Origin of the sequence: Vibrio sp. Vb1337 (assembly GCF_033338715.1) — a bacterium.
Lineage (GTDB): Bacteria > Pseudomonadota > Gammaproteobacteria > Enterobacterales > Vibrionaceae > Vibrio > Vibrio alginolyticus.
Genome location: NZ_JAWOTD010000018.1, coordinates 43,424 through 69,177, shown reverse-complemented (window position 1 = coordinate 69,177; position 25,754 = coordinate 43,424). Strand labels below are relative to the sequence as shown.

General features: G+C 45.6%; 40 protein-coding genes and 1 pseudogene. 31 read left to right on the top strand and 10 right to left on the bottom strand.

The features are described 5' to 3' along the window. Positions 1–14: 14 nt before the first annotated feature. The 4 genes from R7E42_RS18340 to radC all read right to left on the bottom strand — a co-directional run bounded on the left by R7E42_RS18340 (position 15) and on the right by radC (position 3,012). Entirely contained in the window at positions 15–1,175 is a 1,161-nt protein-coding gene (locus tag R7E42_RS18340) for a hypothetical protein (protein ID WP_318072901.1), read from the bottom strand. Next, positions 1,172–1,996: a helix-turn-helix transcriptional regulator gene (locus R7E42_RS18335; protein WP_318072900.1), complete on the bottom strand. Its 825-nt coding sequence runs from the start codon at positions 1,994–1,996 to the stop codon at positions 1,172–1,174. Before R7E42_RS18335 ends, R7E42_RS18340 begins: the two co-directional genes overlap by 4 nt. Positions 1,997–2,110: 114 nt before the next feature. Beyond that, entirely contained in the window at positions 2,111–2,542 is a 432-nt protein-coding gene (locus R7E42_RS18330; protein WP_318072899.1) for a DUF2787 domain-containing protein, read from the bottom strand. Further along, complete coding sequence (gene radC, locus R7E42_RS18325) at positions 2,539–3,012, bottom strand: RadC family protein (RefSeq protein WP_025631524.1); 474 nt, start codon at positions 3,010–3,012, stop codon at positions 2,539–2,541. The genes R7E42_RS18330 and radC overlap by 4 nt, the downstream gene beginning before the upstream one ends. 141 nt (positions 3,013–3,153) lie before the next feature. On the opposite strand from radC, the gene R7E42_RS18320 reads away from it, so the two are divergent. After that, positions 3,154–3,354 carry an AlpA family transcriptional regulator gene (locus R7E42_RS18320; protein WP_318072898.1) on the top strand — a complete coding sequence of 67 codons (201 nt, stop codon included), beginning with the start codon at positions 3,154–3,156 and terminating at the stop codon, positions 3,352–3,354. Between the two features lie 136 nt (positions 3,355–3,490). After that, a complete protein-coding gene (locus R7E42_RS18315; RefSeq protein WP_029857381.1) occupies positions 3,491–3,715 on the top strand; it encodes a hypothetical protein in 225 nt (74 codons plus the stop codon). A 412-nt stretch (positions 3,716–4,127) separates the two neighbouring features. Here R7E42_RS18315 and hslU read toward each other — a convergent pair whose 3' ends face one another. From hslU to priA, 5 genes and pseudogenes are all read right to left on the bottom strand, one after another. After that, positions 4,128–5,459 (bottom strand): HslU--HslV peptidase ATPase subunit, encoded by a 1,332-nt coding sequence (hslU, locus tag R7E42_RS18310; protein WP_005397950.1) that lies wholly within the window; start codon positions 5,457–5,459, stop codon positions 4,128–4,130. A gap of 23 nt (positions 5,460–5,482) precedes the next feature. Next, entirely contained in the window at positions 5,483–6,034 is a 552-nt protein-coding gene (gene hslV, locus R7E42_RS18305) for an ATP-dependent protease subunit HslV (protein ID WP_005383176.1), read from the bottom strand. 115 nt (positions 6,035–6,149) lie between these two features. After that, positions 6,150–6,698 carry a cell division protein FtsN gene (gene ftsN, locus R7E42_RS18300; protein ID WP_017820300.1) on the bottom strand — a complete coding sequence of 183 codons (549 nt, stop codon included), beginning with the start codon at positions 6,696–6,698 and terminating at the stop codon, positions 6,150–6,152. Positions 6,699–6,923: 225 nt separating this feature from the next. Further along, positions 6,924–7,931, bottom strand: a pseudogene (gene cytR / locus R7E42_RS18295) (DNA-binding transcriptional regulator CytR). A 324-nt stretch (positions 7,932–8,255) separates the two neighbouring features. After that, positions 8,256–10,460 carry a primosomal protein N' gene (priA, locus tag R7E42_RS18290; RefSeq protein WP_169628328.1) on the bottom strand — a complete coding sequence of 735 codons (2,205 nt, stop codon included), beginning with the start codon at positions 10,458–10,460 and terminating at the stop codon, positions 8,256–8,258. Between the two features lie 296 nt (positions 10,461–10,756). Between priA and rpmE the strand changes: the two genes are divergently transcribed. The 29 genes from rpmE (at position 10,757) to rplQ (ending at position 25,093) form a co-directional block, all read left to right on the top strand. Further along, positions 10,757–10,978, top strand: coding sequence for a 50S ribosomal protein L31 (gene rpmE, locus R7E42_RS18285; protein ID WP_005379546.1), 222 nt, complete (start codon positions 10,757–10,759; stop codon positions 10,976–10,978). Positions 10,979–11,433: 455 nt separating this feature from the next. Continuing rightward, positions 11,434–11,745 (top strand): 30S ribosomal protein S10, encoded by a 312-nt coding sequence (gene rpsJ, locus R7E42_RS18280; RefSeq protein WP_004410492.1) that lies wholly within the window; start codon positions 11,434–11,436, stop codon positions 11,743–11,745. 14 nt (positions 11,746–11,759) lie between these two features. Then, entirely contained in the window at positions 11,760–12,389 is a 630-nt protein-coding gene (gene rplC, locus R7E42_RS18275; protein WP_005379555.1) for a 50S ribosomal protein L3, read from the top strand. Positions 12,390–12,406: 17 nt separating this feature from the next. Next, on the top strand, positions 12,407–13,009 hold the full coding sequence (rplD, locus tag R7E42_RS18270) for a 50S ribosomal protein L4 (RefSeq protein ID WP_005379556.1): 603 nt from the start codon (positions 12,407–12,409) through the stop codon (positions 13,007–13,009). After that, positions 13,006–13,308, top strand: a complete 303-nt coding sequence (gene rplW / locus R7E42_RS18265; protein ID WP_004398471.1) for a 50S ribosomal protein L23 — start codon at positions 13,006–13,008, stop codon at positions 13,306–13,308. Before rplD ends, rplW begins: the two co-directional genes overlap by 4 nt. Before the next feature lie 15 nt (positions 13,309–13,323). Continuing rightward, the gene (gene rplB, locus R7E42_RS18260) at positions 13,324–14,148 is read left to right on the top strand and encodes a 50S ribosomal protein L2 (RefSeq protein ID WP_005383168.1); all 825 of its coding nucleotides are present in this window, start codon (positions 13,324–13,326) and stop codon (positions 14,146–14,148) included. Between the two features lie 21 nt (positions 14,149–14,169). Then, a complete protein-coding gene (gene rpsS, locus R7E42_RS18255) occupies positions 14,170–14,448 on the top strand; it encodes a 30S ribosomal protein S19 (RefSeq protein ID WP_004394525.1) in 279 nt (92 codons plus the stop codon). 10 nt (positions 14,449–14,458) lie between these two features. Continuing rightward, complete coding sequence (gene rplV, locus R7E42_RS18250) at positions 14,459–14,791, top strand: 50S ribosomal protein L22 (protein ID WP_005383164.1); 333 nt, start codon at positions 14,459–14,461, stop codon at positions 14,789–14,791. 18 nt (positions 14,792–14,809) lie between these two features. Continuing rightward, complete coding sequence (rpsC, locus tag R7E42_RS18245; RefSeq protein WP_005383161.1) at positions 14,810–15,508, top strand: 30S ribosomal protein S3; 699 nt, start codon at positions 14,810–14,812, stop codon at positions 15,506–15,508. Between the two features lie 11 nt (positions 15,509–15,519). Then, positions 15,520–15,930, top strand: coding sequence for a 50S ribosomal protein L16 (rplP, locus tag R7E42_RS18240; protein WP_005379577.1), 411 nt, complete (start codon positions 15,520–15,522; stop codon positions 15,928–15,930). Beyond that, positions 15,930–16,121 (top strand): 50S ribosomal protein L29, encoded by a 192-nt coding sequence (gene rpmC / locus R7E42_RS18235; RefSeq protein WP_005379576.1) that lies wholly within the window; start codon positions 15,930–15,932, stop codon positions 16,119–16,121. Before rplP ends, rpmC begins: the two co-directional genes overlap by 1 nt. Continuing rightward, positions 16,121–16,375 (top strand): 30S ribosomal protein S17, encoded by a 255-nt coding sequence (gene rpsQ, locus R7E42_RS18230; RefSeq protein ID WP_005379575.1) that lies wholly within the window; start codon positions 16,121–16,123, stop codon positions 16,373–16,375. Before rpmC ends, rpsQ begins: the two co-directional genes overlap by 1 nt. 162 nt (positions 16,376–16,537) lie before the next feature. After that, positions 16,538–16,909 (top strand): 50S ribosomal protein L14, encoded by a 372-nt coding sequence (gene rplN / locus R7E42_RS18225; protein WP_004410450.1) that lies wholly within the window; start codon positions 16,538–16,540, stop codon positions 16,907–16,909. Positions 16,910–16,922: 13 nt separating this feature from the next. Further along, positions 16,923–17,240, top strand: a complete 318-nt coding sequence (rplX, locus tag R7E42_RS18220; RefSeq protein ID WP_005379574.1) for a 50S ribosomal protein L24 — start codon at positions 16,923–16,925, stop codon at positions 17,238–17,240. A 23-nt stretch (positions 17,241–17,263) separates the two neighbouring features. After that, positions 17,264–17,803 carry a 50S ribosomal protein L5 gene (rplE, locus tag R7E42_RS18215; RefSeq protein WP_005379573.1) on the top strand — a complete coding sequence of 180 codons (540 nt, stop codon included), beginning with the start codon at positions 17,264–17,266 and terminating at the stop codon, positions 17,801–17,803. A gap of 17 nt (positions 17,804–17,820) precedes the next feature. Beyond that, complete coding sequence (gene rpsN, locus R7E42_RS18210) at positions 17,821–18,126, top strand: 30S ribosomal protein S14 (protein WP_004410442.1); 306 nt, start codon at positions 17,821–17,823, stop codon at positions 18,124–18,126. A gap of 29 nt (positions 18,127–18,155) precedes the next feature. Further along, on the top strand, positions 18,156–18,548 hold the full coding sequence (gene rpsH / locus R7E42_RS18205; RefSeq protein WP_005379572.1) for a 30S ribosomal protein S8: 393 nt from the start codon (positions 18,156–18,158) through the stop codon (positions 18,546–18,548). A 13-nt stretch (positions 18,549–18,561) separates the two neighbouring features. Beyond that, on the top strand, positions 18,562–19,095 hold the full coding sequence (gene rplF / locus R7E42_RS18200) for a 50S ribosomal protein L6 (RefSeq protein ID WP_005379570.1): 534 nt from the start codon (positions 18,562–18,564) through the stop codon (positions 19,093–19,095). A gap of 9 nt (positions 19,096–19,104) precedes the next feature. Continuing rightward, on the top strand, positions 19,105–19,458 hold the full coding sequence (gene rplR / locus R7E42_RS18195; protein ID WP_005379568.1) for a 50S ribosomal protein L18: 354 nt from the start codon (positions 19,105–19,107) through the stop codon (positions 19,456–19,458). Positions 19,459–19,472: 14 nt separating this feature from the next. Next, positions 19,473–19,976 carry a 30S ribosomal protein S5 gene (gene rpsE, locus R7E42_RS18190; RefSeq protein WP_004745894.1) on the top strand — a complete coding sequence of 168 codons (504 nt, stop codon included), beginning with the start codon at positions 19,473–19,475 and terminating at the stop codon, positions 19,974–19,976. Positions 19,977–19,983: 7 nt separating this feature from the next. Next, positions 19,984–20,160: a 50S ribosomal protein L30 gene (gene rpmD / locus R7E42_RS18185; protein WP_005379565.1), complete on the top strand. Its 177-nt coding sequence runs from the start codon at positions 19,984–19,986 to the stop codon at positions 20,158–20,160. Positions 20,161–20,165: 5 nt separating this feature from the next. Next, on the top strand, positions 20,166–20,600 hold the full coding sequence (rplO, locus tag R7E42_RS18180) for a 50S ribosomal protein L15 (RefSeq protein ID WP_005383155.1): 435 nt from the start codon (positions 20,166–20,168) through the stop codon (positions 20,598–20,600). 20 nt (positions 20,601–20,620) lie between these two features. Continuing rightward, positions 20,621–21,955 carry a preprotein translocase subunit SecY gene (secY, locus tag R7E42_RS18175; RefSeq protein WP_005379562.1) on the top strand — a complete coding sequence of 445 codons (1,335 nt, stop codon included), beginning with the start codon at positions 20,621–20,623 and terminating at the stop codon, positions 21,953–21,955. A 38-nt stretch (positions 21,956–21,993) separates the two neighbouring features. Next, complete coding sequence (gene rpmJ / locus R7E42_RS18170) at positions 21,994–22,107, top strand: 50S ribosomal protein L36 (RefSeq protein ID WP_000868186.1); 114 nt, start codon at positions 21,994–21,996, stop codon at positions 22,105–22,107. A gap of 149 nt (positions 22,108–22,256) precedes the next feature. Next, complete coding sequence (gene rpsM / locus R7E42_RS18165; protein WP_005383154.1) at positions 22,257–22,613, top strand: 30S ribosomal protein S13; 357 nt, start codon at positions 22,257–22,259, stop codon at positions 22,611–22,613. 18 nt (positions 22,614–22,631) lie between these two features. Beyond that, positions 22,632–23,021 (top strand): 30S ribosomal protein S11, encoded by a 390-nt coding sequence (gene rpsK, locus R7E42_RS18160; protein ID WP_001118870.1) that lies wholly within the window; start codon positions 22,632–22,634, stop codon positions 23,019–23,021. 27 nt (positions 23,022–23,048) lie between these two features. Further along, on the top strand, positions 23,049–23,669 hold the full coding sequence (gene rpsD / locus R7E42_RS18155) for a 30S ribosomal protein S4 (RefSeq protein ID WP_005383146.1): 621 nt from the start codon (positions 23,049–23,051) through the stop codon (positions 23,667–23,669). A gap of 24 nt (positions 23,670–23,693) precedes the next feature. Continuing rightward, a complete protein-coding gene (locus R7E42_RS18150) occupies positions 23,694–24,686 on the top strand; it encodes a DNA-directed RNA polymerase subunit alpha (protein ID WP_005383143.1) in 993 nt (330 codons plus the stop codon). A gap of 26 nt (positions 24,687–24,712) precedes the next feature. Continuing rightward, complete coding sequence (gene rplQ / locus R7E42_RS18145) at positions 24,713–25,093, top strand: 50S ribosomal protein L17 (RefSeq protein WP_005383141.1); 381 nt, start codon at positions 24,713–24,715, stop codon at positions 25,091–25,093. A gap of 135 nt (positions 25,094–25,228) precedes the next feature. Here the strand turns inward: rplQ and R7E42_RS18140 are convergent, their stop codons facing one another. Beyond that, positions 25,229–25,708: a DUF2780 domain-containing protein gene (locus R7E42_RS18140; RefSeq protein ID WP_017820297.1), complete on the bottom strand. Its 480-nt coding sequence runs from the start codon at positions 25,706–25,708 to the stop codon at positions 25,229–25,231. Between the last annotated feature and the right edge of the window lie 46 nt (positions 25,709–25,754).

Here is a 25,754-nt window from a genome sequence, read left to right as displayed (position 1 = left end):
CGAACTGCTGAAGATTACGGTTTGGTTAGAGTAACACATGCTTTCCATGGAAAGTTAGCAGGTGCAGGTTTTACTGTATTAACCGTAACGCAGTCTTCGAATGACTGACCTTCAAAGTCTACATCCGTTAGACGATACCAAATACTAACGCCAGTATCAGTGTATTCAATTGATGCGATTTCACCGTGCTGGAATTCACCGATGACCTCGAACGTCATAGGACGACCTTGGTAGTCGATAGCACCAGCGGCAGCTGGACGTAGTCCTCCGATTTCATCAGAACCGATATTAACACCGCCAGTGTAAGCAAACACAGGTAGGTCTTTGTTAGGCAGTACGCCATCACCATCAACATCGATGAAGTAATCGATGTGCGGAATATCAAAGTCTAGACCGTTGTCTGCGTAGTACTTCTGAGTATTTTCATAAGCGGCAGTTTTGTATAGTGCGAGGCTGTACTGGGTTAGTGCTTGTTTCATCTCTTCAAACTGAACGGACTTAGGCTCTAACAAGACCTGACCAATTTTCTCGATTTGTTGCTCTAACGTGAGTCCGTTTTCGGTCGCCATGGTTAAAGTACTTGCAGAGATAACGAGCAGCACAGTGCTGGTATCGCCAGCGTTAGAAAGGTTGACGTTATAGAAGTTAATATCGTCTGCCCATTGCGCAGGGTCATAACTGTAAAGGCTTAGCAGCTCAGAGGTGGTTTCATGTACCGCCTCATCAAAGGACTGTCCGGCTTGTACCTTTTCCATGATACTGGCTTTCATGGCCGCTGTAGCAACATTGAAGTTCACTTGTGTCGTCGCGTTCATATCGACAAAAGCGCTCATGCGCATCTGCTCATCACTTTTTCCTGTCAGCTCATTAAAGTAATCCCCCTGTGCAACGAGCTCGACATAAGGCGTATTGAATCGCTCATTCATGTTGTAATTACCTTCATAGTCCTCTATTTGAGTAGTGTAGGAGATGTCGGTTTTTTCTAAGTCTTGGTTAAGTTCATAGGCGGTGACGACTGAACCAGGTTGTAGAGGGCCTTTCTGTACAGCACCACCAAATTGATACGGCTGTCCTAAGTCGTTATGGTCGCTCCCGCCAGAAGAGCCTCCACACCCGATTAAGGCGAAAGGAGCGGAAAAGAGAGCAGTGGTAAGTAGGGTTTTAGATAGGTTCATTCTATTTCTCCATAGTAAGTTTTAGAGGGGACTATTGTGTTGAATTCAAGATGAGAGCTAGCGATATCAAACAGCTCTTGAACTTCAGAGGCGAGCAGAGTTGCATCCGTTTGAAGTTCAAAGCGAAAGCTCGACATGGTGGCCTCCTGGATGTTGCTAAGAGGTAAGGTGTTCAACTTGGTATGCGAGTGTGTCCGCCAAACGAGATAAGGACTTCCTTGATGGAGTACGAGACTTATTGGTTGAACGTTAGTTAGGCGCAGAGCGTCATCGCCTTCGTTTATCTGTAATGAGATAAGACGCTGTTGAAGTGTCGCTAGGCATACAATCTGGAAAACCTGAATATCGACTTGAATGTGGTTACTTAATGGGTTTTGGATGGTGATAGGAACTTTAGATGACCAATGATTTTGAAGGTTATTGATGTCTTCAGGGGTTATGTTCGAGAGAAAGTCATCTAAGAGTAGAGCTAGGCTGTTAGGCAGGTGATGCTTGGTTGACTCGATGAGCCAATAGAGCAATACCGCTTCGTGAGCCGTTGTGCTCATCTTCAGAGCTTCGGTTTTTTGGTAGCCAAAGGGTTTGTCTCTATCATCCACCATGATATTGGGAAACATGGCACAGATAGCGGACAGATTACGTTGGATAGTGCGTAAGGAACGCTCTAAACCAAGCGGGGACAATTGAGCTTGAATTTGCCTAGCGGTGACTTTCTTATTGTAAGGAATAAGGTTGTAAATCGCCAAGATAAGCTCAAGGTGATACTGAGTTTGATTAGGTTGCGTCATGGTCAGTTCAACAAGGTTCGTTCTGTTGGGCATGACAATATCAAAAAGGTGCGACAAAGCTCGTCGTATCAATGCTTTAAGCAAAAATGATACGACGCAATTTGTCACACCTACGTCATGAAGTGTCGTGATTAAAGGGGCAGAGGCTTATTTTCCAACGGTGGATAAATCGATCTCGTCAAAATCCATGCTTGAAAGATGTCGAGCGAACGTTTTCATCCATACCTGAAGAAGGTCGATTACTTCTGGGTGTTCAAGGTTTACCGCCCCTGTATCGGGCTGATAACACCATCCCTTGGCAAGGTGGAAGTACAGTTCAGGCTGAACGTTGAGCGCGCTCTCAAATGGGTAAGAAAAGCTGGCAAAGAAGACAATCTGCCAGGGCTCTGAATTTGCAGTGCGTTTGAACTGCACTTCAACAGGATGAATACCTCGGCTATGGCGGTAGTAGCTTAATTGGCGGCAAGTCAAGAGCAACTGTTTGGCATTGTCAGGTAAAGAGTACCCCTTAAATAGATTCTCCAATAGTTGATGCAATTGTGGCGCTAAAGAAACGCCACCATAAATCGTGTTGATCATAGCCACCCCTTTTCTGCAAACGAGACACTGCTTTCTCCTACAACGATATGGTCAAGCACCCTGACATCCACTAACGCTAAAGCGTCGATAAGCTTACGTGTGATACGCCTATCCGCTTGAGATGGGGAAGGGTCACCAGAAGGGTGGTTATGCGCAAGAATGACCGCCGCCGCATTCACTTCCAAGACGCTTTTGACGACCTCGCGCGGATAAACGCTGGCGGAGTCAATGGTGCCTTTGAAGAGTGATTTAAACTCGATGACACGGTGTTGGTTATCAAGTAGTAGCAGAGCGAAAACCTCGTGCTCCGCACTGGCTAGTTTGAATCGAACATACTCTTTGGTTGCTTCCGGGTTACAAAGGGCATTACCTCGAACGTAGCGGTTAGCGAGGATTTCAGCAGCATGCTCTAGGATTTCATTTTCTTGATGTTTCTTTTGTTTTTGGTAGTGAAGGTGATTGCTCGACATAGGTCCTCCAAGTGTTAAACGATAGGTACTTCACTAAGAGGACATATATCTGAAAGTAATTAGATTAAGAGTGAAGAAGAGTCCTGAACGTTTTTCTAACACAGCGTTACCCCATGGGTAAATGAATTAGGAGTAGGTCCCATGAGATTTTTAAAGATGAAAGAAGTGATGGAAAAGACTGAATTAAGCCGCTCGGCTATCTACCGAAAAATGAACGAGGATGCTTTCCCGAAGTCGGTCAACTTTGGTGACCGTGCGGTAGCATGGGTAGAAAGTGAAGTAGGTGATTGGGTTGAGAGCATTCTATTGACACGTTGGTGTGAGGGAAGTCAGCTACTTTGATTTGAGCTATTTATGAATATATATCATTCAGGTGAATGACCTTTCATTACGATAAACGAGAAGTTTCAAAGTGTGTTATTCAATCGAAAGGGTTGCCATCGGCAACCTTTTTTTACTTGTTAATAATGGAGTTTTTATGTCTTTGTATCAAACGCTTGGTAAGGCAATTACAGGAACTGCGAGTGTTGCTGGTGTGATCACTGCTGCGCCAGTATTTGGCCCGAAAGGAACAATTACATCTAGTGGCATTGTCGTGTCTGTGTTGGTTGGAACGTCAGCGGCATTGATTGACCAAGCTATGCAATCCACACGTTTGCAATGCCCTACTGTCACAGCTAACGAATATTGTGACGAACTATAAGATACAAAACCTATAATTATATTCGTTTCAGGTTCTATACTTGAGAGTCCATGTCTGAGCCCGCTTTCTTTATTCAGGGAGAGGAATCATCTAATTAATATTAAACATAGATTTCGATTAGTTGCCTGAAAGCTCTCATCCTACAATAAGGTGAAAACGCGTGTTACATGGCGCTACGAGATTAGAGTAAACTTAATTCGTTATCCATAGAGGTATAGGCATTGCGCTCTCATCGTCTATGGATATTTTTTTTGAAATTTAGTATCAGTTTCGCGTAGATCAAGAAAGCCATTACCCAGTGTCGCTCTTATTAAAAGTGGCGTGATGGTAATGGCTTAAATGCACCAAATGAAAATTTCCAAATATGTACATTTACACTAGGTAATTCTCTAGGCTAATTGACTCTTACTACTTACAGAATAAAGCGGCTTAGATCTTCATCTTCAATCGTGTCGCCTAGTCGCTCTTTCACGTAAGCGGAATCAATAACGAATTTAGCGCCAGATTGCTCCGCTGCGTCGTAAGAGATTTCATCCATTAAGCGTTCCATAACGGTGTGTAAGCGACGAGCACCGATGTTTTCTGTGCTTTCGTTGACCGTCCATGCCGCTTCCGCGATTTGCGTGATGCCGTCTTCTGTGAATTCGATGTCCACATCTTCCGTTTTCATCAATGCAACGTACTGCTCTGTTAGAGAGGCTTTTGGTTCTGTCAGAATGCGTTTGAAGTCGTTGCTGCTTAGTGCTTCTAGCTCAACACGAATTGGTAGACGGCCTTGCAATTCTGGGATCAAGTCAGATGGTTTTGCCACTTGGAATGCACCAGATGCAACAAACAGAATGTGGTCTGTTTTTACCATGCCGTGCTTGGTTGATACCGTGCTGCCTTCAATCAATGGAAGTAGGTCGCGCTGAACACCTTCGCGTGAAACGTCTGGGCCTGAGCTCTCGCCGCGTTTACAGATCTTGTCGATCTCATCGATAAATACGATGCCGTTGTTTTCAACGTTGAAAATCGCTGCTTCTTTTAGCTCTTCTTGGTTTACCAGTTTCGCCGCTTCTTCTTCCGCTAACGCTTTCATTGCGTCTTTGATTTTCAGCTTACGTTTTTTCTTAGTGTCGCCTGCCAGGTTTTGGAACATGCCTTGCAGCTGGTTAGTCATCTCTTCCATACCAGGAGGCGCCATGATCTCTACGCCCATCTGCGGTGCGGCTACGTCGATTTCAATTTCTTTATCGTCTAGTTGGCCTTCACGCAGTTTCTTACGGAAGATCTGGCGAGTGTGAGAAGACTCTTCCGTTTGCTCTGCTTGACCCCAGCTATCACGTGCTGGTGGTAGTAGCGCATCAAGAATGCGTTCTTCCGCTTGCTCTTCTGCGCGGAATTTCACTTTCTCCATCGCTTGTTGATGCGTCATTTTCACAGCGACATCGGTTAGGTCACGGATGATGGTTTCAACTTCTTTACCAACGTAACCCACTTCGGTGAATTTTGTCGCTTCAACTTTGATGAAAGGGGCATTTGCCAGTTTTGCTAGGCGTCGTGCGATTTCAGTCTTACCAACACCAGTAGGGCCAATCATCAAGATGTTTTTTGGCGTCACTTCGGCACGCAAGCTTTCTTCAAGCTGCATGCGGCGCCAGCGGTTACGCAGTGCAATCGCAACCGAACGTTTGGCTTTTTCTTGACCGATAATGTGGCGGTTCAATTCATGAACGATTTCGCGAGGCGTCATTTCAGACATATTCTTTCCTTACTTCGTTACGATTACGCGGTTGGTTTTTCAGGCTCTACTGTTGAGTCTAGCTCTTCTACCGTGTGGTGATGGTTAGTGAAGACACAAATATCACCCGCGATATTGAGAGCTTTTTCCGCGATCTCACGAGCATCTAGATCTGTGTTTTCTAGTAGGGCGGTTGCGGCAGCTTGTGCGTAAGCACCACCAGAGCCAATCGCAATCAGGTCATGTTCTGGCTGTACGACATCACCATTACCGGTAATGATTAACGATGCGGTTTCGTCGGCAACGGCAAGTAAGGCTTCGAGCTTGCGCAAAGCACGATCGCTACGCCAGTCTTTAGCTAGCTCAACTGCCGCTTTGGTTAGGTGACCTTGGTGCATTTGCAGTTTGCTTTCGAAGCGCTCAAAAAGGGTGAAGGCATCCGCAGTACCGCCGGCAAAGCCCGCTAGTACTTGGTTGTTGTACAGGCGGCGAACTTTGCGCGCATTACCTTTCATTACGGTATTGCCTAGAGATACTTGGCCATCACCCGCGATGACGACTTTATTATTTCGACGTACAGATACAATGGTAGTCACAGTCGACCTCTTGATTATTTCTCTTTGGATTTAATTCAGTATATGGGGGAGGAGAAATGGGGATTCAAGGGGGCAAAAAGAAAGGCCCTAGGATCTTAGCTCCTAGGGCCTGAGTTTAAAGATTTTCTTTCCAAATCGCACACGGCTCGATTTTCGCGCGTTGCAGTTTATGACGGTCACGTTCTGCATCACGTTTGAACTTATACGGACCTAGCACCACGCGATACCATGAACTGCCTTCTTTCTTACGAATCTTGCTCGACATCCCTTGGAACGCGATTGCAAGCTTACGCTCTTCGGCTTGTGCCTGGGTTTTGTACGCGCCACACTGCATGATGTAAGGAATTTTAGAAACTTCAATTTCTTTGGCCACAACTTCAACTTCACGTTTCGGTAGTGACTCAACATATTCCCATTTTTCTTCTGGTGGTGGCGGCAAGTCTTTTTTCGGCTTTGGTTTGCTTACAGTGGTTGTTGGCTGCTTCACGACTGGTTGTTTAGGTTCTGGGTCGCTACTCAAAAGGTAAAGACCATAGCCAAAACCGCCCACGAGCAAGATAGCGAGCAGGCCACTGCGCCAAGGTTTTTTTCTTCTCGGCGGCTGTTTTTTTGTCGACTTTTTTGGGGCGCCTCGCCCCCGTCTTACATAATCTCTATTTGCCACGGTTATTTCTGGTCATCAAGGATTCTTGCAAATATGTTAATCCAGAACGAGTTGAGAAAACACCCTATTGATAGAATCTTGATAGCTAAAGCGCGACAACGCCCGAGTGTAGGAGTGTGTTTCCGTTCTCGCTTACATTTATTCAGGGATACACAAAAAGCAGGAGGGGTAAATAAAAAAGCGGCGCCTTAGCACCGCTTTGGGGATGAATACCTAATCTTTAGGTTAAGGGCGCTGTGGTGGCGCTGCACTTCCACGAATGACGAGATTAGTTTCAAGCAGACGCGAGCCTGAATGCACGTCGTGGCCTTTTAACATCTCGAGCATCATTAGCATCGCTTGTCGACCAATCTCATAGCGAGGTTGAGAGATGGTGGTCAACGGTGGATCGCAGTACTGAGCGAAGTTAATGTCATCAAAGCCCACAACAGAGAGATCTTGCGGTACTCGTAAGCCAAGCTTTTTCGCTTCTTGAATTGCGCCGATGGCCATTGTGTCACAGTGACAGAAAATAGCCGTTGGTGGTTCTGGCAATTCGAGCAGTTTACGAACGGCTTTTGCTCCGCCATCAAAAGAGAACTCAGTAATGACACTATATTGTGGATCTTTATTGATGCCGGCACGGCGCAGGGCTTGTTGGTAGCCTTGCTGGCGGAACTGACACAATATTGCTGTATCTGGTCCAGAGATTTGAGCAATGCGTTTATGACCTAATTGGGTCAGGTAATTCACCGCTTCAAATGCAGAGGTCAGGTTATCAATATGTACTGTCGGAAGCTCGAGTTAAGGCGCAAATTCACACGCCATTACCATCGGAGGTAAGTTCTTTTGCTCTGGCTTACTGACATCGAATGGTAGATCTGTACCAAGCAGTAGCATTCCATCTGCCTGCTTAGTAAATACGAGGTTAACGAAAGAGCTTTCGCGTTTCTTCTGTTGTCCGCTATCGCCCAGCAGGACTAGATAGCCATGTTCCATGGCTGCATCTTCAATACCGCGAATAATTTCAGAAAAATAAGGATCACAGATGTCGGGAACGATAGTAACAATGGTTTTTGATTCGTTTCTACGTAAGTTACGCGCTAATGAGTTTGGAGAATAACCCGCTTCAAGTACGGCATCTTCTACTCTCTTTCTTGTAGAAGAAGAGACTTTCTCTGGATTCATTAAGGCTCGAGATACCGTAGCCGTAGACACTCCCGCAAGCTGGGCAACATCCTTCATTGTCGCCATAGTTTTTAACCTCTCATTTATTTTTTGCCAAGATGACGTTATTCCGGTTTGAAATCAGAGTAATCAAACCGAGTTAGAGCTGTATTTGCTCTTCGCTCAGTTCGTGTTAACGAGTGGGAAAATGGATTCTTCACCGCGATATCAATTTGTGGGAATAGTCATTGTTTTAATCTAAGCCTGTGCAAACAAGTCACTTTAGACTTTTCTAATTTGGATAGTCTATTCATTTCTAAAGTGAAAGTTACGGTCTGTTTAACAAAAATTGTAATCTTGGTGTGATTCTGGTCACATTAAATGGTAATTCATTACATAGTTAAACGTTTGCTAGCTGAGATCTTGTGGTTCTATGTCTAAATTCCAGCGTACTTTCTTAGCATTTGGCAACAACTCAATAGCAGGTTTGGCACTGGTTAATAACTTTTGCATCAATGAACGATGCTGAGTTTGCAGTAATAGTTGCCAACGGTATTTACCAGCCCGCTTGGCCAAAGGTGAAGGAGTAGGGCCTAACACCATGCAGGAATCATCGAACAGAGGGTGTGACTCTAACGTAAAGCGAACCTGACGCAGGAAGTCTTCAACTACCTCACTTTGGTTCGCCTCTGCTTTAAACAGAGTCAAGAAACTATAAGGCGGAAGCTGAGCCAGTTTGCGTTCTTCCAGAGCAGTCATAGCAAAGTGGCGATAGTCTTTTTGAAGCAGGGCCTGCAGCAAGCTGTGCTCAGGATGGTGGGTTTGTAGGATAACCTCGCCAGGTTTACTTGCGCGGCCGGCACGACCTGCGACCTGAATAAACAACTGCGCTAGTCGCTCGGAAGCGCGGAAGTCACTACTATAGAGAGAGCCATCAACATCCAAAAGAGCAACGAGCGTTACATTTGGAAAATGGTGCCCCTTAGCCAGCATTTGGGTGCCAATCAGAATTTGATGTTCACCTTTGCGAATCGATTCAAGGGCATCTTCCAAACTACCTTTGCGACGTGTGCTGTCTCTGTCGATGCGAATGGCGTTGTATTCTGGAAATAACTGAGCCAATTGTTGTTCGAGTTGTTCCGTTCCTACGCCGACGGTAACCAATTGGGTTGAACCACACCCCTGACATTGATGAATCACCGGTTGTTGTGAGCCGCAGTGATGGCAGCGTATTTCGTTGCTGTAATGGTGGAACGTATAGTACGCATCACAGCGTTTACATTCTGCAATCCAACCGCATTCATGGCACATCAAAGCGGGCGAAAAGCCTCGACGGTTAAGAAACAACATTACTTGATTGCCCGCTTTTAAATGCTTGCGCATCTCGGCAATCAGTTGGGCAGATAAGCCACTTTCTAAATACTGACCTTTTACATCTAACACTTTATTAGTGGTTGGCACGGCAGAGCCAGCTCGTTGGGTTAGTGTTAAATGGTGATATTTGCCTGACAAGGCATTGTGCAATGTCTCCAGTGCAGGTGTGGCTGAGCCCAGAACAATCGGAACTTGTTCTTTATGAGCGCGCATTACAGCAACATCGCGTGCATGATAACGCAAGCTATCTTGCTGTTTGTAAGAGGTGTCATGTTCCTCGTCCACAATGATAATCCCGAGATCAGCAAAAGGCGCGAGTAGGGCAGAGCGTGTGCCGATAATGATTCCGGCCGCTTTGTCGCGTGCAGAAAGCCACGCATTCAGACGCTCCGTCTCGTTTAACCCGGAGTGGATGACGTCAACTGGCACATTAAAACGGCGTTTAAAGCGGTTGATGGTTTGGGGCGTTAAGCCAATCTCTGGTACTAAAACCAAGGCTTGTTTACCTTTCTCTAAGACCGGCTTGATCAGGTTGAGGTACACTTCTGTCTTACCTGAGCCCGTGACGCCTTCTAATAAATAGGAGGCAAAACCTGTTTGGCTATTTACACTCGCAATAGCCAGCGCTTGTTCGTGGTTGAGCTTTGGCTTTTCGACGTCGCATTCAACGTGCTGTCCCCACTGGGTGATTACAGGCTTTTTCTCGATACGTTCAATCCAGCCTTTCTCTTCTAAAGACTTTAGTACTGTTGAGGCTATCTCTTGGTCGACAAATTCCTGGTGAGGCAAAGCGCCGTTAACCAACATTTGCAAGACCTTCTGTTGTTTGACCGCTCGACGATCAAGCCCTTGCATCAGCTTGTCTTTACCGGATTCGGTAATTTGCCACTCTTGTAGCGTCGCAAAATCTGCAGGCTTTCCTTTACGTAGAGCTGCTGGCATCGCATTGTGTAGCGTATCTCCAAGTGGGTATTGGTAGAACTGGCTGCACCAAGTCAGCAACGAATAAAGCTTTTCAGACCATATCGGCTGAGAATCAAGAACTGCTTTGATTGGCTTGAGTTGATCTTTGGGAAAGTCCGAGTGATTAACCATCGCGGTGACGATGCCAACTAACGTTTGGCGTCCAAAAGGTACGGAAACGCGTCCACCAATGATCGGAAACAGGTGCCCCGGAATGGCGTAATCAAATTGTTTGTCGAGCGGAACGGGTAATGCCACTCTAGCAATGGTTGGACGCATAAATTCTTAGCTATTAAAAAAGAGGGAAAGGAAATGAGAGTCTATTAAAATCGGTATGGAAATTCGAGTAAAGCAATGCGATTCAGCGTGAATCGTGCCTCTATGATTAGTCTGGCTAAAAAAGTGGCGAAAAAGTTGCCAAATGTGTTGATCCGAGCAATGTGATTCTTTACTATATCGCGCCTTGAGATATGGCTTCGGCAATTAGTTGATGCGGTATCCCATTTTATTATTAATTGCGTGTGGTGTGCGGCTTAGATTCGTATAGCGACACGGCCTACTATTGAGGTTATCCCATGAAAGCTGGTATCCACCCAGAATACAAAGCAGTAAAAGCGACTTGTTCTTGCGGCAACTCTTTTGAGTTCAACTCTACTCTAGGTAAAGAGTCTATCCACCTAGACGTATGTGACAAGTGTCACCCATTCTACACTGGTAAGCAACGTATCGTTGATACAGGCGGCCGTGTTGATCGCTTCAACAAGCGTTTCGGTGCACTATCAAGCGGTAAGAAATAATAGCAGCCGCTATTACGATTACAGTTTAGAAAAGGGCGCTTCGGCGTCCTTTTTGTTTAATGGCTACCAAGCGAAGAGGGATGTATGGGGTTTGGAATATTCCCGATTATTTTTCACTCAGCGCTTGCAACCTAAAGTGTGATCTGTATAATGCAGCGCACTGGTTAAGCCAGTTGTGAACCAATGAGCAGTGAGGAGCGAGCAAATCTAAGGATTTGCAAGGTAATGTATACTCAGCTTATGTTCGCGGTTAATACAATTAGCTATCTTTTCTTCGGAAAAACTATCCTCAAAGGTGACTTTGGCATATAGGGATAGTTAATCGAAAATTAACTGACAATGCGTCCTAATCTTGGATGCTACGGTTTCACATAAATCAATCGGCATTCTCTCGTCTTGACGAGTTTGAGTGGCGATATTGTTTGTGTAATTTATTAAATTTGGAGCTCTGTCTCATGCAGAACCAACGTATCCGTATCCGCCTAAAAGCTTTCGATTACAAACTAATCGATGCTTCTACAGCGGAAATCGTTGAAACAGCTAAGCGCACTGGCGCACAGGTTCGTGGTCCAATCCCACTGCCAACTCGTAAAGAGCGTTTCACAGTTCTTATCTCTCCACACGTTAACAAGAAAGCACGTGACCAGTACGAAATCCGTACTCACAAGCGTCTAATCGACATCGTTGAGCCAACAGACAAGACTGTTGATGCTCTAATGCGTCTAGACCTTGCTGCGGGCGTTGACGTTCAAATTAGCCTAGGTTAAGGGAGATTAGAAGTATGATTGGTCTAATCGGTCGTAAAGTGGGCATGACCCGCGTATTTACTGAAGAAGGCGTTTCTATCCCAGTAACAGTTGTTGAGGTTGAAGCTAACCGTGTTTCTCAAGTGAAAACTCTTGAAACTGACGGCTACGCAGCAATCCAGGTTACAGCTGGTTCTAAGAAAGCTAACCGTGTAAACAAAGCTGAAGCAGGTCACTTTGCTAAAGCTGGCGTTGAAGCTGGTCGCGGTCTTTGGGAATTCCGTTTAGAAAACGGCGAAGAGTTCGAAGTTGGTTCAGAACTAACTGTTGAACTATTCAACGAAACTAAGAAAGTAGACGTTACTGGTACATCTAAGGGTAAAGGTTTCCAAGGCGCTGTTAAGCGTTGGAACTTCCGTACTCAAGATATGACTCACGGTAACTCATTGTCTCACCGTGCTCCTGGTTCTATCGGTCAATGTCAGACTCCAGGTCGCGTATTTAAAGGCAAGAAAATGGCAGGTCACATGGGTGCTGAGCGTGTAACGACTCAAAACCTAGAGATCGTACGTGTTGACGCTGAGCGCAACCTGCTTCTTATTAAAGGTGCAGTCCCAGGCGCAACTGGCGGCAACGTGATCGTTAAACCAGCTGTTAAAGCATAACGTCTCAGGAGTAAGTAATGGAACTAATGGTTAAAGGTGCCGATGCACTAACTGTTTCCGAAACTACTTTCGGACGTGAGTTTAACGAAGCTCTTGTACACCAAGTAGTTGTTGCGTACGCAGCAGGTGCTCGTCAAGGTACTCGTGCTCAAAAAACACGTTCAGAAGTTTCTGGCGGTGGCGCTAAGCCATGGCGTCAAAAAGGTACTGGCCGTGCGCGTGCTGGTACAATCCGTAGCCCAATCTGGCGTACAGGTGGTGTTACTTTTGCTGCGAAACCACAAGATCACAGCCAAAAAGTAAACAAAAAAATGTACCGTGGTGCTATGAAGAGCATTCTTTCTGAGCTTGTTCGTCAAGAGCGTCTAATCGTTGTTGATAACTTCTCAGTTGAAGCACCAAAGACTAAAGAGCTAGTTGCTAAGCTTAAAGAGCTTGAGCTAACTGACGCTCTAATCGTGACTAGCGAAGTAGATGAGAATCTATTCCTAGCTGCTCGTAACCTATACAAAGTTGACGCACGTGATGTTGCTGGTATCGATCCAGTATCTCTAATCGCGTTTGACAAAGTTGTAATGACTGCAGAAGCAGTTAAGCAAGTAGAGGAAATGCTAGCATGATCACTGAAGAGCGTATCCTAAAAGTTCTACGTGCACCGCACATCTCTGAAAAAGCAACTATGGCAGCTGAGAAAGCGAACACTATCGTTTTCAAAGTAGCTAAAGATGCGACTAAAAAAGAGATCAAAGCAGCTGTAGAAAAGCTATTTGAAGTTGAAGTTAAGTCTGTAAATACTCTTATCACTAAGGGTAAGACCAAACGTCAAGGTCTACGCCAAGGTCGCCGCAGCGACGTTAAGAAAGCGTACGTTACTTTGAAAGAAGGTCAAGATCTTGACTTCGTTGGCGGCGCGGAATAACAGGAGTAGTTAAAAATGGCTATTGTTAAATGTAAGCCGACTTCCCCTGGTCGTCGTCACGTTGTTAAAGTTGTTAACGCTGACCTACACAAGGGCAAGCCATACGCACCTCTTCTAGAGAAAAACTCTAAGAACGGTGGTCGTAACAACAAGGGTCGTATCACAGTACGTCACATCGGCGGTGGTCACAAGCATCACTACCGTGTAGTTGACTTCAAACGTACTAAAGATGGTATTCCAGCGACAGTTGAGCGTCTTGAATACGATCCAAACCGTAGCGCAAACATTGCTCTAGTTCTTTACAAAGACGGTGAGCGTCGCTACATCCTAGCACCTAAAGGTGTTGTAGCTGGTGATGTTATTCAGTCTGGTGTTGATGCACCAATCAAAGCTGGTAACACTCTACCAATGCGTAATATCCCAGTAGGTTCAACAGTACATAACGTTGAACTTAAGCCTGGTAAAGGTGGTCAGCTAGCTCGTTCGGCTGGTGCTTACGCTCAAATCGTTGCTCGCGACGGTGCGTACGTAACTATCCGTCTACGTTCTGGCGAGATGCGCAAAGTTCTTTCTGAAGGCCGTGCAACAATCGGTGAAGTTGGTAACTCTGAGCACATGCTACGTGAACTTGGTAAAGCAGGTGCATCACGCCATCGCGGTATCCGTCCAACGGTTCGTGGTGTTGTAATGAACCCGATTGACCACCCACATGGTGGTGGTGAAGGCCGTACTTCTGGTGGTCGTCACCCAGTATCTCCTTGGGGTATGCCTACTAAAGGCTTCAAGACTCGTAAGAACAAACGCACTGACAAGTACATCGTACGTCGTCGTAACAAGTAATCTATATAAAGAGGAATCGCCATGCCACGTTCTCTCAAGAAAGGTCCTTTTATTGACCTACACTTGCTGAAGAAGGTAGAGAAAGCGGTGGAAAGCGGAGACAAAAAGCCTATTAAGACTTGGTCCCGTCGTTCAATGATCATCCCTACGATGATCGGTTTGACCATCGCTGTCCATAATGGTCGTCAGCACGTACCAGTATTTGTAACTGATGAAATGATCGGTCACAAACTGGGTGAATTCGCACCAACACGCACTTACCGCGGTCACGCTGCGGATAAGAAAGCTAAGAAGCGCTAAGGAGTAGATAATGGAAGCAATTGCTAAACATAACTTTGCTCGCATTTCGCCTCAGAAAGCTCGCTTAGTTGCGGATCTAATCCGTGGTAAATCTGTTGACCAAGCTCTAGAAATCCTAACGTTCAGCAACAAAAAAGCTGCTGCACTAGTTAAGAAAGTTCTAGAGTCTGCTATCGCTAACGCGGAGCACAACGAAGGTGCAGATATTGACGATCTGAATGTCGCAAAAATCTTTGTAGATGAAGGCCCAACCATGAAGCGTATTATGCCTCGTGCTAAAGGTCGTGCGGATCGTATCTTGAAGCGTTCAAGCCACATCACTGTTGTTGTAGCAGATCGCTAGAGACTAGGAGAGTAAGCAATGGGTCAAAAAGTACATCCAAATGGTATTCGTCTAGGCATCGTTAAGCCTTGGAATGCTACATGGTTTGCTAACACCAAAGATTTCGCTGACAACCTAGACGGCGACTTCAAGGTACGTCAGTTCCTTACAAGTGAACTGAAAAAAGCGTCTCTATCACGTATCGTTATCGAGCGTCCTGCTAAGAGCATCCGTGTGACTATTCACACTGCTCGTCCAGGCGTTGTTATCGGTAAGAAAGGTGAAGACGTTGAGAAGCTACGCGCAGCTGTAGCTAAAATTGCAGGTGTACCAGCGCAAATTAACATCGCTGAAGTACGTAAGCCTGAACTAGATGCGCAACTTGTTGGTGACAGCATCGCGTCTCAGCTAGAGCGTCGTGTTATGTTCCGTCGTGCTATGAAGCGCGCAGTACAAAACGCAATGCGCCTAGGCGCTAAAGGTATCAAAGTGGAAGTAAGCGGTCGTCTAGGCGGCGCTGAAATCGCACGTTCAGAGTGGTACCGTGAAGGCCGTGTGCCTCTACACACTCTACGTGCTGACATTGATTACGCAACTTCTTCGGCTCACACTCAATACGGTGTGATCGGCATTAAAACTTGGATCTTCAAAGGTGAAATCCTAGGTGGTATGCCAGCAGCTAACGCTGTAGAGCCTAAAGGCGACAAGCCTAAGAAGCAGCGTAAAGGCCGTAAGTAAGGAGTCGACAGATGCTACAACCTAAACGTACTAAGTTCCGTAAGGTTCAGACTGGTCGTAACCGTGGTCTAGCTAAAGGTACTGATGTAAGCTTCGGCGAATTCGGTCTTAAAGCTGTTGGCCGTGGTCGTCTAACTGCTCGTCAAATCGAAGCGGCACGTCGTGCAATGACACGTCACGTTAAGCGTCAAGGTAAAATCTGGATCCGTGTGTTCCCAGACAAACCAATCACAGAAAAACCACTTGAAGTTCGTCAAGGTAAGGGTAAAGGTAACGTTGAGTACTGGGTAGCCCAAATCCAACCTGGTAAGGTTATGTACGAAATGGGTGGTGTACCTGAAGAATTGGCACGTGAAGCGTTCCGTCTTGCGGCACGTAAACTGCCTTTCAAAACTACATTTGTAACTAAGCAGGTGATGTGATGAAAGCACAAGATCTACGCGAGAAAAGCGTTGAAGAGCTTAACGCTGAGCTAATGAATTTGCTACGTGAACAGTTCAACTTGCGCATGCAAGCTGCGACTGGTCAACTACAGCAAACTCATACTCTGAAAGCTGTACGCCGTGATATCGCACGTGTGAAAACTGTTTTGACTGAGAAGGCAGGCGCATAATGAGCGAAGTAAAACGTACTCAACAAGGTCGTGTTGTTAGCGACAAGATGGACAAGTCTATCACTGTTGCTATCGAACGTTTCGTAAAACACCCAATCTACGGTAAATACGTAAAACGTACGACTAAAGTACACGCACATGACGAGAACAACGAGTGTGGCCTAGGCGACACAGTTGAAATCGCAGAGTGTCGTCCACTGTCTAAGACTAAGTCTTGGACTTTGGTAAAAGTTCTAGAAAAGGCGAAGATTTAATCTCGTTAATTCTATGAAACTAAAGCGGCTCCAAAATATTTTTGGAGCCGTTTATTTTTTGACTACCCAATCACAAAAAAGGGTGGTACAATTCGCGTCCCTTTTAAAGAGGCAGCCCGACCCGTGATGGGTCTAGTTATTAATATTTAGCGGAGCACTAACATGATCCAAATGCAAAGTATGCTGGACGCAGCTGATAACTCAGGCGCACGCAGCGTAATGTGTATTAAGGTTCTGGGTGGCTCTCACCGCCGTTATGCACATATCGGTGACGTCATCAAAGTTACTGTGAAGGAAGCAATCCCTCGCGGTAAAGTTAAAAAAGGTGATGTTCTGAAGGCGGTGGTAGTGCGCACCCGTAAAGGCGTACGTCGTCCTGACGGTTCTGTCATTCGCTTCGACCGAAATGCTTGCGTATTGCTAAACGACAATACTGAGCAACCAATCGGTACACGTATCTTTGGTCCTGTGACACGCGAACTTCGTGGCGATAAGTTCATGAAGATCGTTTCACTGGCTCCAGAAGTTCTGTAAGGAGCACGTAGAAATGGCAGCTAAAATCCGTCGTAATGACGAAGTAATCGTTCTTGCTGGTAAAGACAAAGGCAAGAAAGGTAAAGTAACTAAGGTTCTAGCAACTGGTAAAGTTATCGTTGAAGGTATCAACCTAGTTAAGAAACATCAGAAACCTGTTCCAGCTATGGGTATCCAAGGCGGTATCGTAGAGCAAGAAGCAGCTATCGACGTTTCTAACGTGGCTATCTTTAACGCAGCTACTGGTAAAGCTGACCGTATCGGTTTCCGTTTTGAAGACGGCAAAAAAGTTCGTTTCTTCAAGTCTAACGGCGAAACCGTTTCTAACTAATAGAAGTAATTTGGAGTTCTACTATGGCGAAACTGCATGATTACTACAAGTCGTCTGTAGTCGCTGAACTGACCAAACAGTTCGGTTACACAAGCGTCATGCAAGTCCCTAGAATCGAGAAAATCACCCTAAACATGGGTGTTGGTGAAGCAATCAACGATAAGAAACTGCTAGAAAATGCAGCGTCTGATATGGCAACGATCTCTGGTCAAAAGCCACTTATCACAAAAGCGCGCAAATCTGTTGCAGGTTTCAAAATCCGTGAAGGCTACCCTATCGGTTGTAAAGTAACCTTGCGTGGCGAACGTATGTGGGATTTTCTTGAGCGTTTAATTAACATCGCTCTTCCACGTGTACGTGACTTCCGTGGTGTTAGCGCTAAGTCTTTTGACGGTCGCGGTAACTACAGCATGGGCGTTCGCGAGCAAATCATCTTCCCGGAAATCGACTTTGATAAAGTTGATCGAGTACGCGGTCTAGACATCACTATTACGACGTCTGCTGGTACTGATGAGGAAGGCCGTGCTCTGCTGGCTGCCTTTAACTTCCCATTCCGTAAGTAAGGTGAAGGGTTACTGTTATGGCTAAAAATTCAATGAAAGCACGTGAAGCAAAACGTGCGAAGCTAGTAGCTAAGTTCGCTGAAAAGCGTGCAGCGCTAAAAGCTATCATCAGCGATGTAAACGCATCTGAAGAAGATCGTTGGAACGCGGTTCTTACACTGCAATCTCTTCCACGTGATTCAAGTGCATCACGTCAGCGCAACCGTTGCAACCAAACTGGTCGTCCACACGGTTACCTACGTAAGTTCGGTCTAAGCCGTATTAAGGTTCGTGAAGCTTGCATGAAAGGCGAGATTCCGGGTCTTCGTAAGGCTAGCTGGTAATTGCCACTTAATCATTTGGAGTAAATCATATGAGCATGCAAGATCCGATTTCGGATATGCTGACCCGCGTTCGTAACGGTCAGGCAGCAAACAAAGTTGCTGTAAAAATGCCTTCTTCAAAGCTTAAAGTTGCAATTGCTGCACTACTAAAAGCTGAAGGTTACATCGTTGACTTCGCTGTTGAAGGCGAAGCAAAACCTGAGCTAGAAGTTACACTTAAGTACTTCCAAGCTAAACCAGTAATCGAGCAACTTAAACGTGTTTCTCGTCCAGGTCTACGTGTTTACAAGAAGAAAGATGAACTTCCTTCTGTAATGGGTGGTCTTGGTATCGCTATCGTTTCTACTTCCAAGGGTCTTATGTCAGACCGCGCTGCACGTAAAGCAGGTCTTGGTGGTGAAATCATCGCTTACGTAGCTTAATAAGGAGTAGACTATGTCTCGTGTTGCAAAAGCACCTGTCGCTATTCCAGCTGGCGTAGAGGTGAAACTAAACGGCCAAGAAATCACTGTAAAAGGTGCGAAAGGCGAACTAACTCGCGTTCTTAACAACGCAGTTGTAATCGCTCAGGAAGAAAATAACCTGACTTTCGGTCCTAAAGAAGGTGTTGCTAACGCATGGGCTCAAGCAGGTACTGCTCGCGCTCTAGTTAACAACATGGTTGTTGGTGTTACTGAAGGCTTTACTAAGAAGCTAACTCTTAAAGGTGTAGGTTACCGTGCTGCTATCAAAGGCAACGCTGTAGGTCTAACACTAGGCTTCTCACACCCAGTTGAGCACGAGTTGCCAGCGGGTATTAAAGCTGAATGTCCAAGCCAAACTGAAATCGTGATCACTGGTGCTGACAAGCAACTAGTTGGTCAAGTTGCGGCTGACATTCGTTCTTACCGTGAGCCTGAGCCATACAAAGGCAAAGGTGTTCGTTACGCAGATGAAAATGTGCGTACTAAAGAAGCTAAGAAGAAGTAAGGTAACACTATGGATAAGAAAGCATCTCGCATCCGTCGTGCTACACGTGCACGTCGTAAGATTGCAGAACTGGGTGCGACTCGCCTAGTTGTACACCGTACTCCTCGTCACGTGTACGCACAGGTTATCGCGGCTAACGGCTCTGAGGTTATCGCAGCAGCTTCTACTGTAGAAAAAGCGATCCGTGAGCAAGTGAAATACACTGGTAACGTTGATGCAGCTAAAGCAGTGGGTAAAGCTATTGCTGAGCGCGCTCTAGAGAAGGGCGTAACTGCAGTTGCATTTGATCGTTCTGGTTTCCAATACCACGGTCGAGTAGCGGCGCTAGCAGAATCTGCTCGCGAAGCTGGTCTGAAATTCTAAGGTAGGGTTGGAAGATGGCTAAAGAACAACAAGTTCAAGCGAATGATTTGCAAGAAAAGCTAATCGCAGTTAACCGTGTTTCTAAAACGGTTAAAGGTGGTCGAATCATGAGCTTCACTGCACTAACAGTAGTTGGTGACGGTAACGGTCGTGTAGGTTTCGGTTACGGCAAAGCTCGTGAAGTACCTGCAGCGATTCAAAAAGCAATGGAAAAAGCGCGTCGTAACATGACTACGATCGCTCTAAACGAAGGCACTCTTCACCACCCAGTGAAAGGTCGCCATTCGGGCTCTAAAGTTTACATGCAGCCTGCTGCAGAAGGTACTGGTGTTATCGCAGGTGGTGCGATGCGTGCAGTACTAGAAGTTGCTGGTGTACACAACGTACTATCTAAAGCGTACGGTTCTACGAACCCTATCAACATCGTTCGTGCAACGATCGATGCACTAGGTAGCATGAAGTCACCAGAAATGGTTGCTGCTAAACGTGGTCTAACTGTTGAATCTATTTCGGAGTAAGAACACCATGGCAACTATTAAAGTAACTCAAACTAAAAGCTCAATTGGTCGTCTGCCAAAGCACAAAGCTACTTTGCGCGGTCTAGGTCTTCGTAAAATCAACCACACAGTAGAACTTGAAGATACTCCGTGTATTCGCGGTATGATCAACAAGGTTTACTACATGGTTAAAGTTGAGGAGTAATCAGAATGCGTTTGAATACTCTAGCACCGGCTGCTGGCGCGAAAACTTCTGCGAAGCGAGTAGGTCGTGGTATCGGTTCAGGCCTAGGTAAAACTGGTGGCCGTGGTCACAAAGGTCAAAAATCACGTTCTGGCGGCAGTGTTCGTCCAGGTTTCGAAGGCGGTCAGATGCCTCTGAAACAACGTCTACCAAAATTCGGTTTCACTTCTCGTAAGAGCCTAGTGTCTGCTGAAGTTCGTCTAGCTGAGCTAGCGAAAGTTTCTGGTGACGTAGTTGATCTAAACAGTCTTAAAGCTGCTAACATCATCACTAAGAACATCGAATTTGTAAAAGTTGTTCTTTCTGGTGAAATCAACAAAGCAGTGACTGTTAAAGGTCTACGTGTGACTAAAGGCGCTAAAGCTGCAATCGAAGCTGCAGGCGGTAAAATCGAGGAATAATCTCGAGGAACGAGGTACAGATGGCTAAGAAACCAGGACAAGATTTTCGTAGTGCTCAGAGCGGCTTAAGTGAACTAAAGTCGCGCTTGTTATTCGTAATTGGTGCACTTTTAGTATTCCGAGCCGGCTCTTTTGTGCCGATTCCTGGTATTGACGCTGCTGTACTTGCCGATTTGTTCGAACAGCAAAAAGGTACCATCGTTGAAATGTTTAACATGTTCTCCGGTGGTGCTCTTGAGCGTGCATCTATATTAGCATTGGGCATCATGCCGTATATTTCGGCATCTATTGTTGTCCAATTGCTAACTGTAGTTCATCCAGCGTTAGCTGAACTCAAAAAAGAGGGTGAAGCAGGCCGTCGTAAGATAAGCCAATACACACGCTACGGCACGCTTGTACTTGCAACCTTCCAAGCTATAGGTATTGCAACTGGCCTACCAAACATGGTCGACAATCTGGTTGTTATCAACCAAACCATGTTTACGCTAATTGCTACCGTAAGTTTAGTAACCGGTACCATGTTCTTGATGTGGTTAGGTGAACAAATTACAGAGCGCGGAATTGGTAACGGTATTTCGATACTGATTTTTGCAGGTATTGTTGCTGGATTGCCTTCTGCAATCGGTCAAACAATCGAGCAAGCGCGTCAAGGTGAATTGCATGTACTTCTTCTGTTGCTAATCGCGGTATTAGCTTTTGCAGTAATTTACTTCGTTGTTTTCATGGAACGTGGTCAACGCCGAATCGTCGTTAACTATGCGAAACGTCAACAAGGTCGTAAAGTATTTGCTGCGCAAAGCTCGCATTTGCCTCTTAAAATTAACATGGCAGGTGTAATTCCAGCGATTTTTGCATCAAGTATTATCTTGTTCCCAGGAACATTGGCTCAGTGGTTTGGTCAAAACGGTGAGAGCAGCGCGTTCGGTTGGTTAACTGACGTGTCTTTGGCTCTTAGCCCAGGTCAACCGTTGTATGTAATGCTTTATGCAGCAGCAATTATCTTCTTCTGTTTCTTCTACACGGCGTTGGTTTTCAACCCGCGTGAAACAGCAGATAACTTGAAGAAGTCTGGTGCATTCGTACCCGGTATCCGCCCAGGTGAGCAGACAGCGAAATACATTGATAAAGTAATGACACGTTTAACCCTTGCTGGTGCACTGTACATTACCTTTATCTGTCTGATTCCCGAGTTCATGATGGTCGCGTGGAACGTACGTTTCTACTTCGGCGGTACATCGCTACTAATCGTAGTTGTTGTAATTATGGACTTTATGGCACAGGTACAGACTCATCTGATGTCTCAACAGTATGATTCTGTGTTGAAGAAAGCGAATCTGAAAGGCTACGGCCGTTAATCCGGCGGTAGACTCAGTTTCATTTACGGAGTTTAGCAATGAAAGTTCGTGCTTCCGTTAAAAAAATCTGCCGTAACTGTAAAGTAATCAAGCGTAACGGTGTCGTTCGCGTGATTTGCAGTGAGCCAAAGCACAAACAGCGCCAAGGCTAATTAGCAGAAATTTTTACTTGAAAATGAAGGTTGGGTCGAGTATATTCCTCGGCCTACCTTTTGCGTGCAAAAGAAGTAGTATTCCGCAGCGTATCCATAACGGGCTTTGCTGCGGCTAATTCTTTTATAGAAACACTTAGGAGTGAATAATGGCCCGTATAGCAGGCATTAACATTCCTGATCAGAAACATGCAGTAATCGCTCTAACAGCGATCTACGGCATCGGTAAAACTCGCTCTCAAGCTATCCTAGCTGAAGTGGGTATTGCTGAAAATGTTAAGATCAGTGAACTAACTGAAGAGCAGATCGATCAACTGCGTGATGGTGTAGCTAAGTACACTGTAGAAGGTGATCTACGTCGTGAAGTATCTATGAACATCAAGCGTCTTATGGACCTTGGCTGTTACCGTGGTCTTCGTCATCGTCGCAGTCTACCACTACGTGGACAGCGTACTAAAACCAACGCTCGCACCCGTAAGGGTCCGCGTAAGCCGATCAAGAAATAATCGGGAAGGTAGAGTACAATGGCTAAACAACCAACTCGCGCTCGTAAGCGCGTACGCAAGCAAGTTGCAGATGGCGTTGCGCACATCCATGCTTCTTTCAATAACACAATCGTAACCATTACTGACCGTCAAGGTAACGCTCTTGCATGGGCTACTGCAGGTGGTTCTGGTTTCCGTGGTTCTCGTAAGTCTACTCCGTTCGCTGCACAGGTTGCTGCTGAGCGTTGTGCTGAAATGGCTAAAGAATACGGCCTAAAGAACTTGGAAGTTATGGTTAAGGGTCCTGGTCCAGGTCGCGAATCTACTGTTCGTGCACTAAACGCCGCTGGTTTCCGCATCACAAACATCGTTGATGCTACACCAATCCCTCATAACGGTTGTCGTCCACCTAAGAAACGTCGCGTATAACGTTTCTAGGACAATTGGAGAAGAATCATGGCAAGATATTTGGGTCCTAAGCTGAAGCTTAGCCGTCGTGAAGGCACTGACTTATTCCTTAAGTCTGGTGTTCGCGCGATCGATACCAAGTGTAAAATTGATAACGCACCAGGTGTACACGGCGCTCGTCGCGGTCGTCTATCTGAGTATGGCGTTCAGCTTCGTGAGAAGCAAAAAGTACGTCGTATGTACGGCGTTCTAGAAAAACAATTCCGTAACTACTACAAAGAAGCTGCTCGCCTAAAAGGCAACACTGGTGAAAACCTACTTCAGCTTCTTGAAGGTCGTCTTGATAACGTAGTTTACCGCATGGGCTTTGGCGCAACTCGCGCAGAAGCACGTCAGCTAGTTAGCCACAAAGCTATCCTAGTAAACGGTAAAGTTGTAAACGTTCCTTCTTTCAAAGTAGCGGCTAATGACGTTGTTTCTATTCGCGAGAAAGCTAAACAGCAAGCTCGTATCAAAGCAGCTCTAGAAGTTGCTGAACAACGTGAAAAACCAACTTGGATTGAAGTAGATGGTGGCAAGATGGAAGGTACATTCAAGCGTATGCCTGAGCGTTCTGATCTATCAGCTGACATCAACGAACAATTGATCGTCGAGCTTTACTCTAAGTAAGGTTTAAACTAAAGAGAGGACACAATGCAGGGTTCTGTAACAGAATTTCTTAAGCCACGTCTAGTTGACATCGAACAAATCAGCTCGACTCACGCAAAAGTAACTCTTGAGCCATTAGAGCGTGGCTTTGGTCATACTCTGGGTAATGCACTTCGCCGCATCCTTCTATCTTCTATGCCAGGTTGTGCTGTAACAGAAGTAGAAATTGAAGGCGTACTTCATGAGTACAGCACGAAAGAAGGCGTTCAAGAAGATATTCTTGAAATTCTTCTAAACCTTAAAGGTTTGGCTGTGCGCGTTGCCGAAGGCAAAGATGAAGTGTTCATTACTTTGAACAAATCAGGCTCGGGCCCTGTGGTTGCAGGTGACATCACCCATGATGGTGATGTAGAGATCGCTAACCCTGAACACGTAATTTGTCACCTAACGGATGACAACGCTGAGATCGCAATGCGTATCAAAGTTGAACGTGGTCGTGGTTATGTTCCAGCTTCTGCGCGTATCCATAACGAAGAAGACGAGCGTCCTATCGGTCGTCTACTAGTAGATGCTACTTACAGCCCAGTAGACAAAATTGCCTACGCTGTAGAAGCAGCTCGTGTAGAACAGCGTACTGATCTAGACAAGCTTGTTATCGATATGGAAACAAACGGTACTCTAGAACCTGAGGAAGCAATCCGTCGTGCAGCTACAATCCTAGCTGAACAATTGGATGCATTCGTAGATCTTCGTGATGTACGAGTTCCTGAGGAGAAGGAAGAGAAGCCAGAATTCGATCCGATCCTACTGCGTCCTGTAGACGATCTTGAACTAACAGTTCGCTCTGCTAACTGTCTGAAAGCAGAAGCGATTCACTACATCGGTGATCTAGTACAACGTACTGAGGTTGAGCTACTTAAAACGCCTAACCTTGGTAAAAAATCTCTTACTGAGATTAAAGACGTACTTGCGTCACGTGGTCTGTCTCTGGGCATGCGCCTAGAAAACTGGCCACCTGCATCAATCGCTGAAGATTAATCGATACTAGTTAGAAGGATTAGGTCATGCGCCATCGTAAGAGTGGTCGTCAACTCAACCGCAACAGCTCACATCGCAAAGCGATGTTCAGCAACATGGCTAGCTCTCTAGTACGTCATGAAGTTATCAAGACTACTTTGCCAAAAGCAAAAGAGCTACGTCGCGTAGTTGAGCCTTTGATTACACTAGCTAAGACTGACAGTGTTGCTAACCGTCGTCTAGCATTTGCACGTACTCGTGACAACGAAGTAGTTGCAAAACTATTTAACGAACTAGGTCCACGTTTTGCTGCTCGTCAGGGCGGTTACACTCGTATCCTAAAAGCTGGCTTCCGTGCTGGTGATAAAGCTCCAATGGCTTACATTGAGCTTGTAGATCGCCCAGCTGCTGAAGAAGCTGCTGAGTAATCAGTTCGTAAGAACGAGAAAGCCGAGCATTAGCTCGGCTTTTTTGTATCTGTAATTCAGTAAACCTTTATATCCAGCCTGCATTTATTTCAACCGATGCAGACTGGCAATTTAAAAAGTGATTATCACTTACGCTTATTTACTAGTATTCCACAACCCGCCCAACGAACTTAGAAGCCCTTCGCTAGCGCCTTGCTTGTTCAAGTAATCCAAGATTACTGGAGCAAACTGACTGATCATAGATGGGTCTAAACCTAACGTATCGAATGCACTTTTTACTGCACTGATATTCTCAATATTTCCTAGTAAGCTTTGTGCTCCTTGCAAGTTTGAAAGTCCAGGAATCAAAGACTGTAATTCACTACTATTTTCTTGCGAAAGCTGGCTTTGAGCCAAAGCGAGTAGTGCACCACTGCCTCCGGCTGCTTGCTCAGTGGATACTGGTAATTGGCTAGTTAGCATGTCTGTTAATGGAGACGACTCGGTGTTCAAGCTGCTGCCGACCATGTCCATCAGGCCACTTTCTTTACTTTTTTGAGTGACTGAATCTAAGAATGCGTGCGCACTACCAATGTTGATTGATAGGAGTGCTAGAGTTAGGAGTGTTTTACGCATAGTACCTCCAAAGGTTGAGCGTTTTTTAAAAGTGATTTTATTTTTA

Coding starts and splice junctions, on each gene's coding strand:
- R7E42_RS18340 (WP_318072901.1), bottom strand. CDS start 1,175: ATGAACCTATCTAAAACCCTACTTACCACTGCTCTCTTTTCCGCTCCT.
- R7E42_RS18335 (WP_318072900.1), bottom strand. CDS start 1,996: ATGCCCAACAGAACGAACCTTGTTGAACTGACCATGACGCAACCTAAT.
- R7E42_RS18330 (WP_318072899.1), bottom strand. CDS start 2,542: ATGATCAACACGATTTATGGTGGCGTTTCTTTAGCGCCACAATTGCAT.
- radC (WP_025631524.1), bottom strand. CDS start 3,012: ATGTCGAGCAATCACCTTCACTACCAAAAACAAAAGAAACATCAAGAA.
- R7E42_RS18320 (WP_318072898.1), top strand. CDS start 3,154: ATGAGATTTTTAAAGATGAAAGAAGTGATGGAAAAGACTGAATTAAGC.
- R7E42_RS18315 (WP_029857381.1), top strand. CDS start 3,491: ATGTCTTTGTATCAAACGCTTGGTAAGGCAATTACAGGAACTGCGAGT.
- hslU (WP_005397950.1), bottom strand. CDS start 5,459: ATGTCTGAAATGACGCCTCGCGAAATCGTTCATGAATTGAACCGCCAC.
- priA (WP_169628328.1), bottom strand. CDS start 10,460: ATGCGTCCAACCATTGCTAGAGTGGCATTACCCGTTCCGCTCGACAAA.
- rpmE (WP_005379546.1), top strand. CDS start 10,757: ATGAAAGCTGGTATCCACCCAGAATACAAAGCAGTAAAAGCGACTTGT.
- rpsJ (WP_004410492.1), top strand. CDS start 11,434: ATGCAGAACCAACGTATCCGTATCCGCCTAAAAGCTTTCGATTACAAA.
- rplC (WP_005379555.1), top strand. CDS start 11,760: ATGATTGGTCTAATCGGTCGTAAAGTGGGCATGACCCGCGTATTTACT.
- rplD (WP_005379556.1), top strand. CDS start 12,407: ATGGAACTAATGGTTAAAGGTGCCGATGCACTAACTGTTTCCGAAACT.
- rplW (WP_004398471.1), top strand. CDS start 13,006: ATGATCACTGAAGAGCGTATCCTAAAAGTTCTACGTGCACCGCACATC.
- rplB (WP_005383168.1), top strand. CDS start 13,324: ATGGCTATTGTTAAATGTAAGCCGACTTCCCCTGGTCGTCGTCACGTT.
- rpsS (WP_004394525.1), top strand. CDS start 14,170: ATGCCACGTTCTCTCAAGAAAGGTCCTTTTATTGACCTACACTTGCTG.
- rplV (WP_005383164.1), top strand. CDS start 14,459: ATGGAAGCAATTGCTAAACATAACTTTGCTCGCATTTCGCCTCAGAAA.
- rpsC (WP_005383161.1), top strand. CDS start 14,810: ATGGGTCAAAAAGTACATCCAAATGGTATTCGTCTAGGCATCGTTAAG.
- rplP (WP_005379577.1), top strand. CDS start 15,520: ATGCTACAACCTAAACGTACTAAGTTCCGTAAGGTTCAGACTGGTCGT.
- rpmC (WP_005379576.1), top strand. CDS start 15,930: ATGAAAGCACAAGATCTACGCGAGAAAAGCGTTGAAGAGCTTAACGCT.
- rpsQ (WP_005379575.1), top strand. CDS start 16,121: ATGAGCGAAGTAAAACGTACTCAACAAGGTCGTGTTGTTAGCGACAAG.
- rplN (WP_004410450.1), top strand. CDS start 16,538: ATGATCCAAATGCAAAGTATGCTGGACGCAGCTGATAACTCAGGCGCA.
- rplX (WP_005379574.1), top strand. CDS start 16,923: ATGGCAGCTAAAATCCGTCGTAATGACGAAGTAATCGTTCTTGCTGGT.
- rplE (WP_005379573.1), top strand. CDS start 17,264: ATGGCGAAACTGCATGATTACTACAAGTCGTCTGTAGTCGCTGAACTG.
- rpsN (WP_004410442.1), top strand. CDS start 17,821: ATGGCTAAAAATTCAATGAAAGCACGTGAAGCAAAACGTGCGAAGCTA.
- rpsH (WP_005379572.1), top strand. CDS start 18,156: ATGAGCATGCAAGATCCGATTTCGGATATGCTGACCCGCGTTCGTAAC.
- rplF (WP_005379570.1), top strand. CDS start 18,562: ATGTCTCGTGTTGCAAAAGCACCTGTCGCTATTCCAGCTGGCGTAGAG.
- rplR (WP_005379568.1), top strand. CDS start 19,105: ATGGATAAGAAAGCATCTCGCATCCGTCGTGCTACACGTGCACGTCGT.
- rpsE (WP_004745894.1), top strand. CDS start 19,473: ATGGCTAAAGAACAACAAGTTCAAGCGAATGATTTGCAAGAAAAGCTA.
- rpmD (WP_005379565.1), top strand. CDS start 19,984: ATGGCAACTATTAAAGTAACTCAAACTAAAAGCTCAATTGGTCGTCTG.
- rplO (WP_005383155.1), top strand. CDS start 20,166: ATGCGTTTGAATACTCTAGCACCGGCTGCTGGCGCGAAAACTTCTGCG.
- secY (WP_005379562.1), top strand. CDS start 20,621: ATGGCTAAGAAACCAGGACAAGATTTTCGTAGTGCTCAGAGCGGCTTA.
- rpmJ (WP_000868186.1), top strand. CDS start 21,994: ATGAAAGTTCGTGCTTCCGTTAAAAAAATCTGCCGTAACTGTAAAGTA.
- rpsM (WP_005383154.1), top strand. CDS start 22,257: ATGGCCCGTATAGCAGGCATTAACATTCCTGATCAGAAACATGCAGTA.
- rpsK (WP_001118870.1), top strand. CDS start 22,632: ATGGCTAAACAACCAACTCGCGCTCGTAAGCGCGTACGCAAGCAAGTT.
- rpsD (WP_005383146.1), top strand. CDS start 23,049: ATGGCAAGATATTTGGGTCCTAAGCTGAAGCTTAGCCGTCGTGAAGGC.
- R7E42_RS18150 (WP_005383143.1), top strand. CDS start 23,694: ATGCAGGGTTCTGTAACAGAATTTCTTAAGCCACGTCTAGTTGACATC.
- rplQ (WP_005383141.1), top strand. CDS start 24,713: ATGCGCCATCGTAAGAGTGGTCGTCAACTCAACCGCAACAGCTCACAT.
- R7E42_RS18140 (WP_017820297.1), bottom strand. CDS start 25,708: ATGCGTAAAACACTCCTAACTCTAGCACTCCTATCAATCAACATTGGT.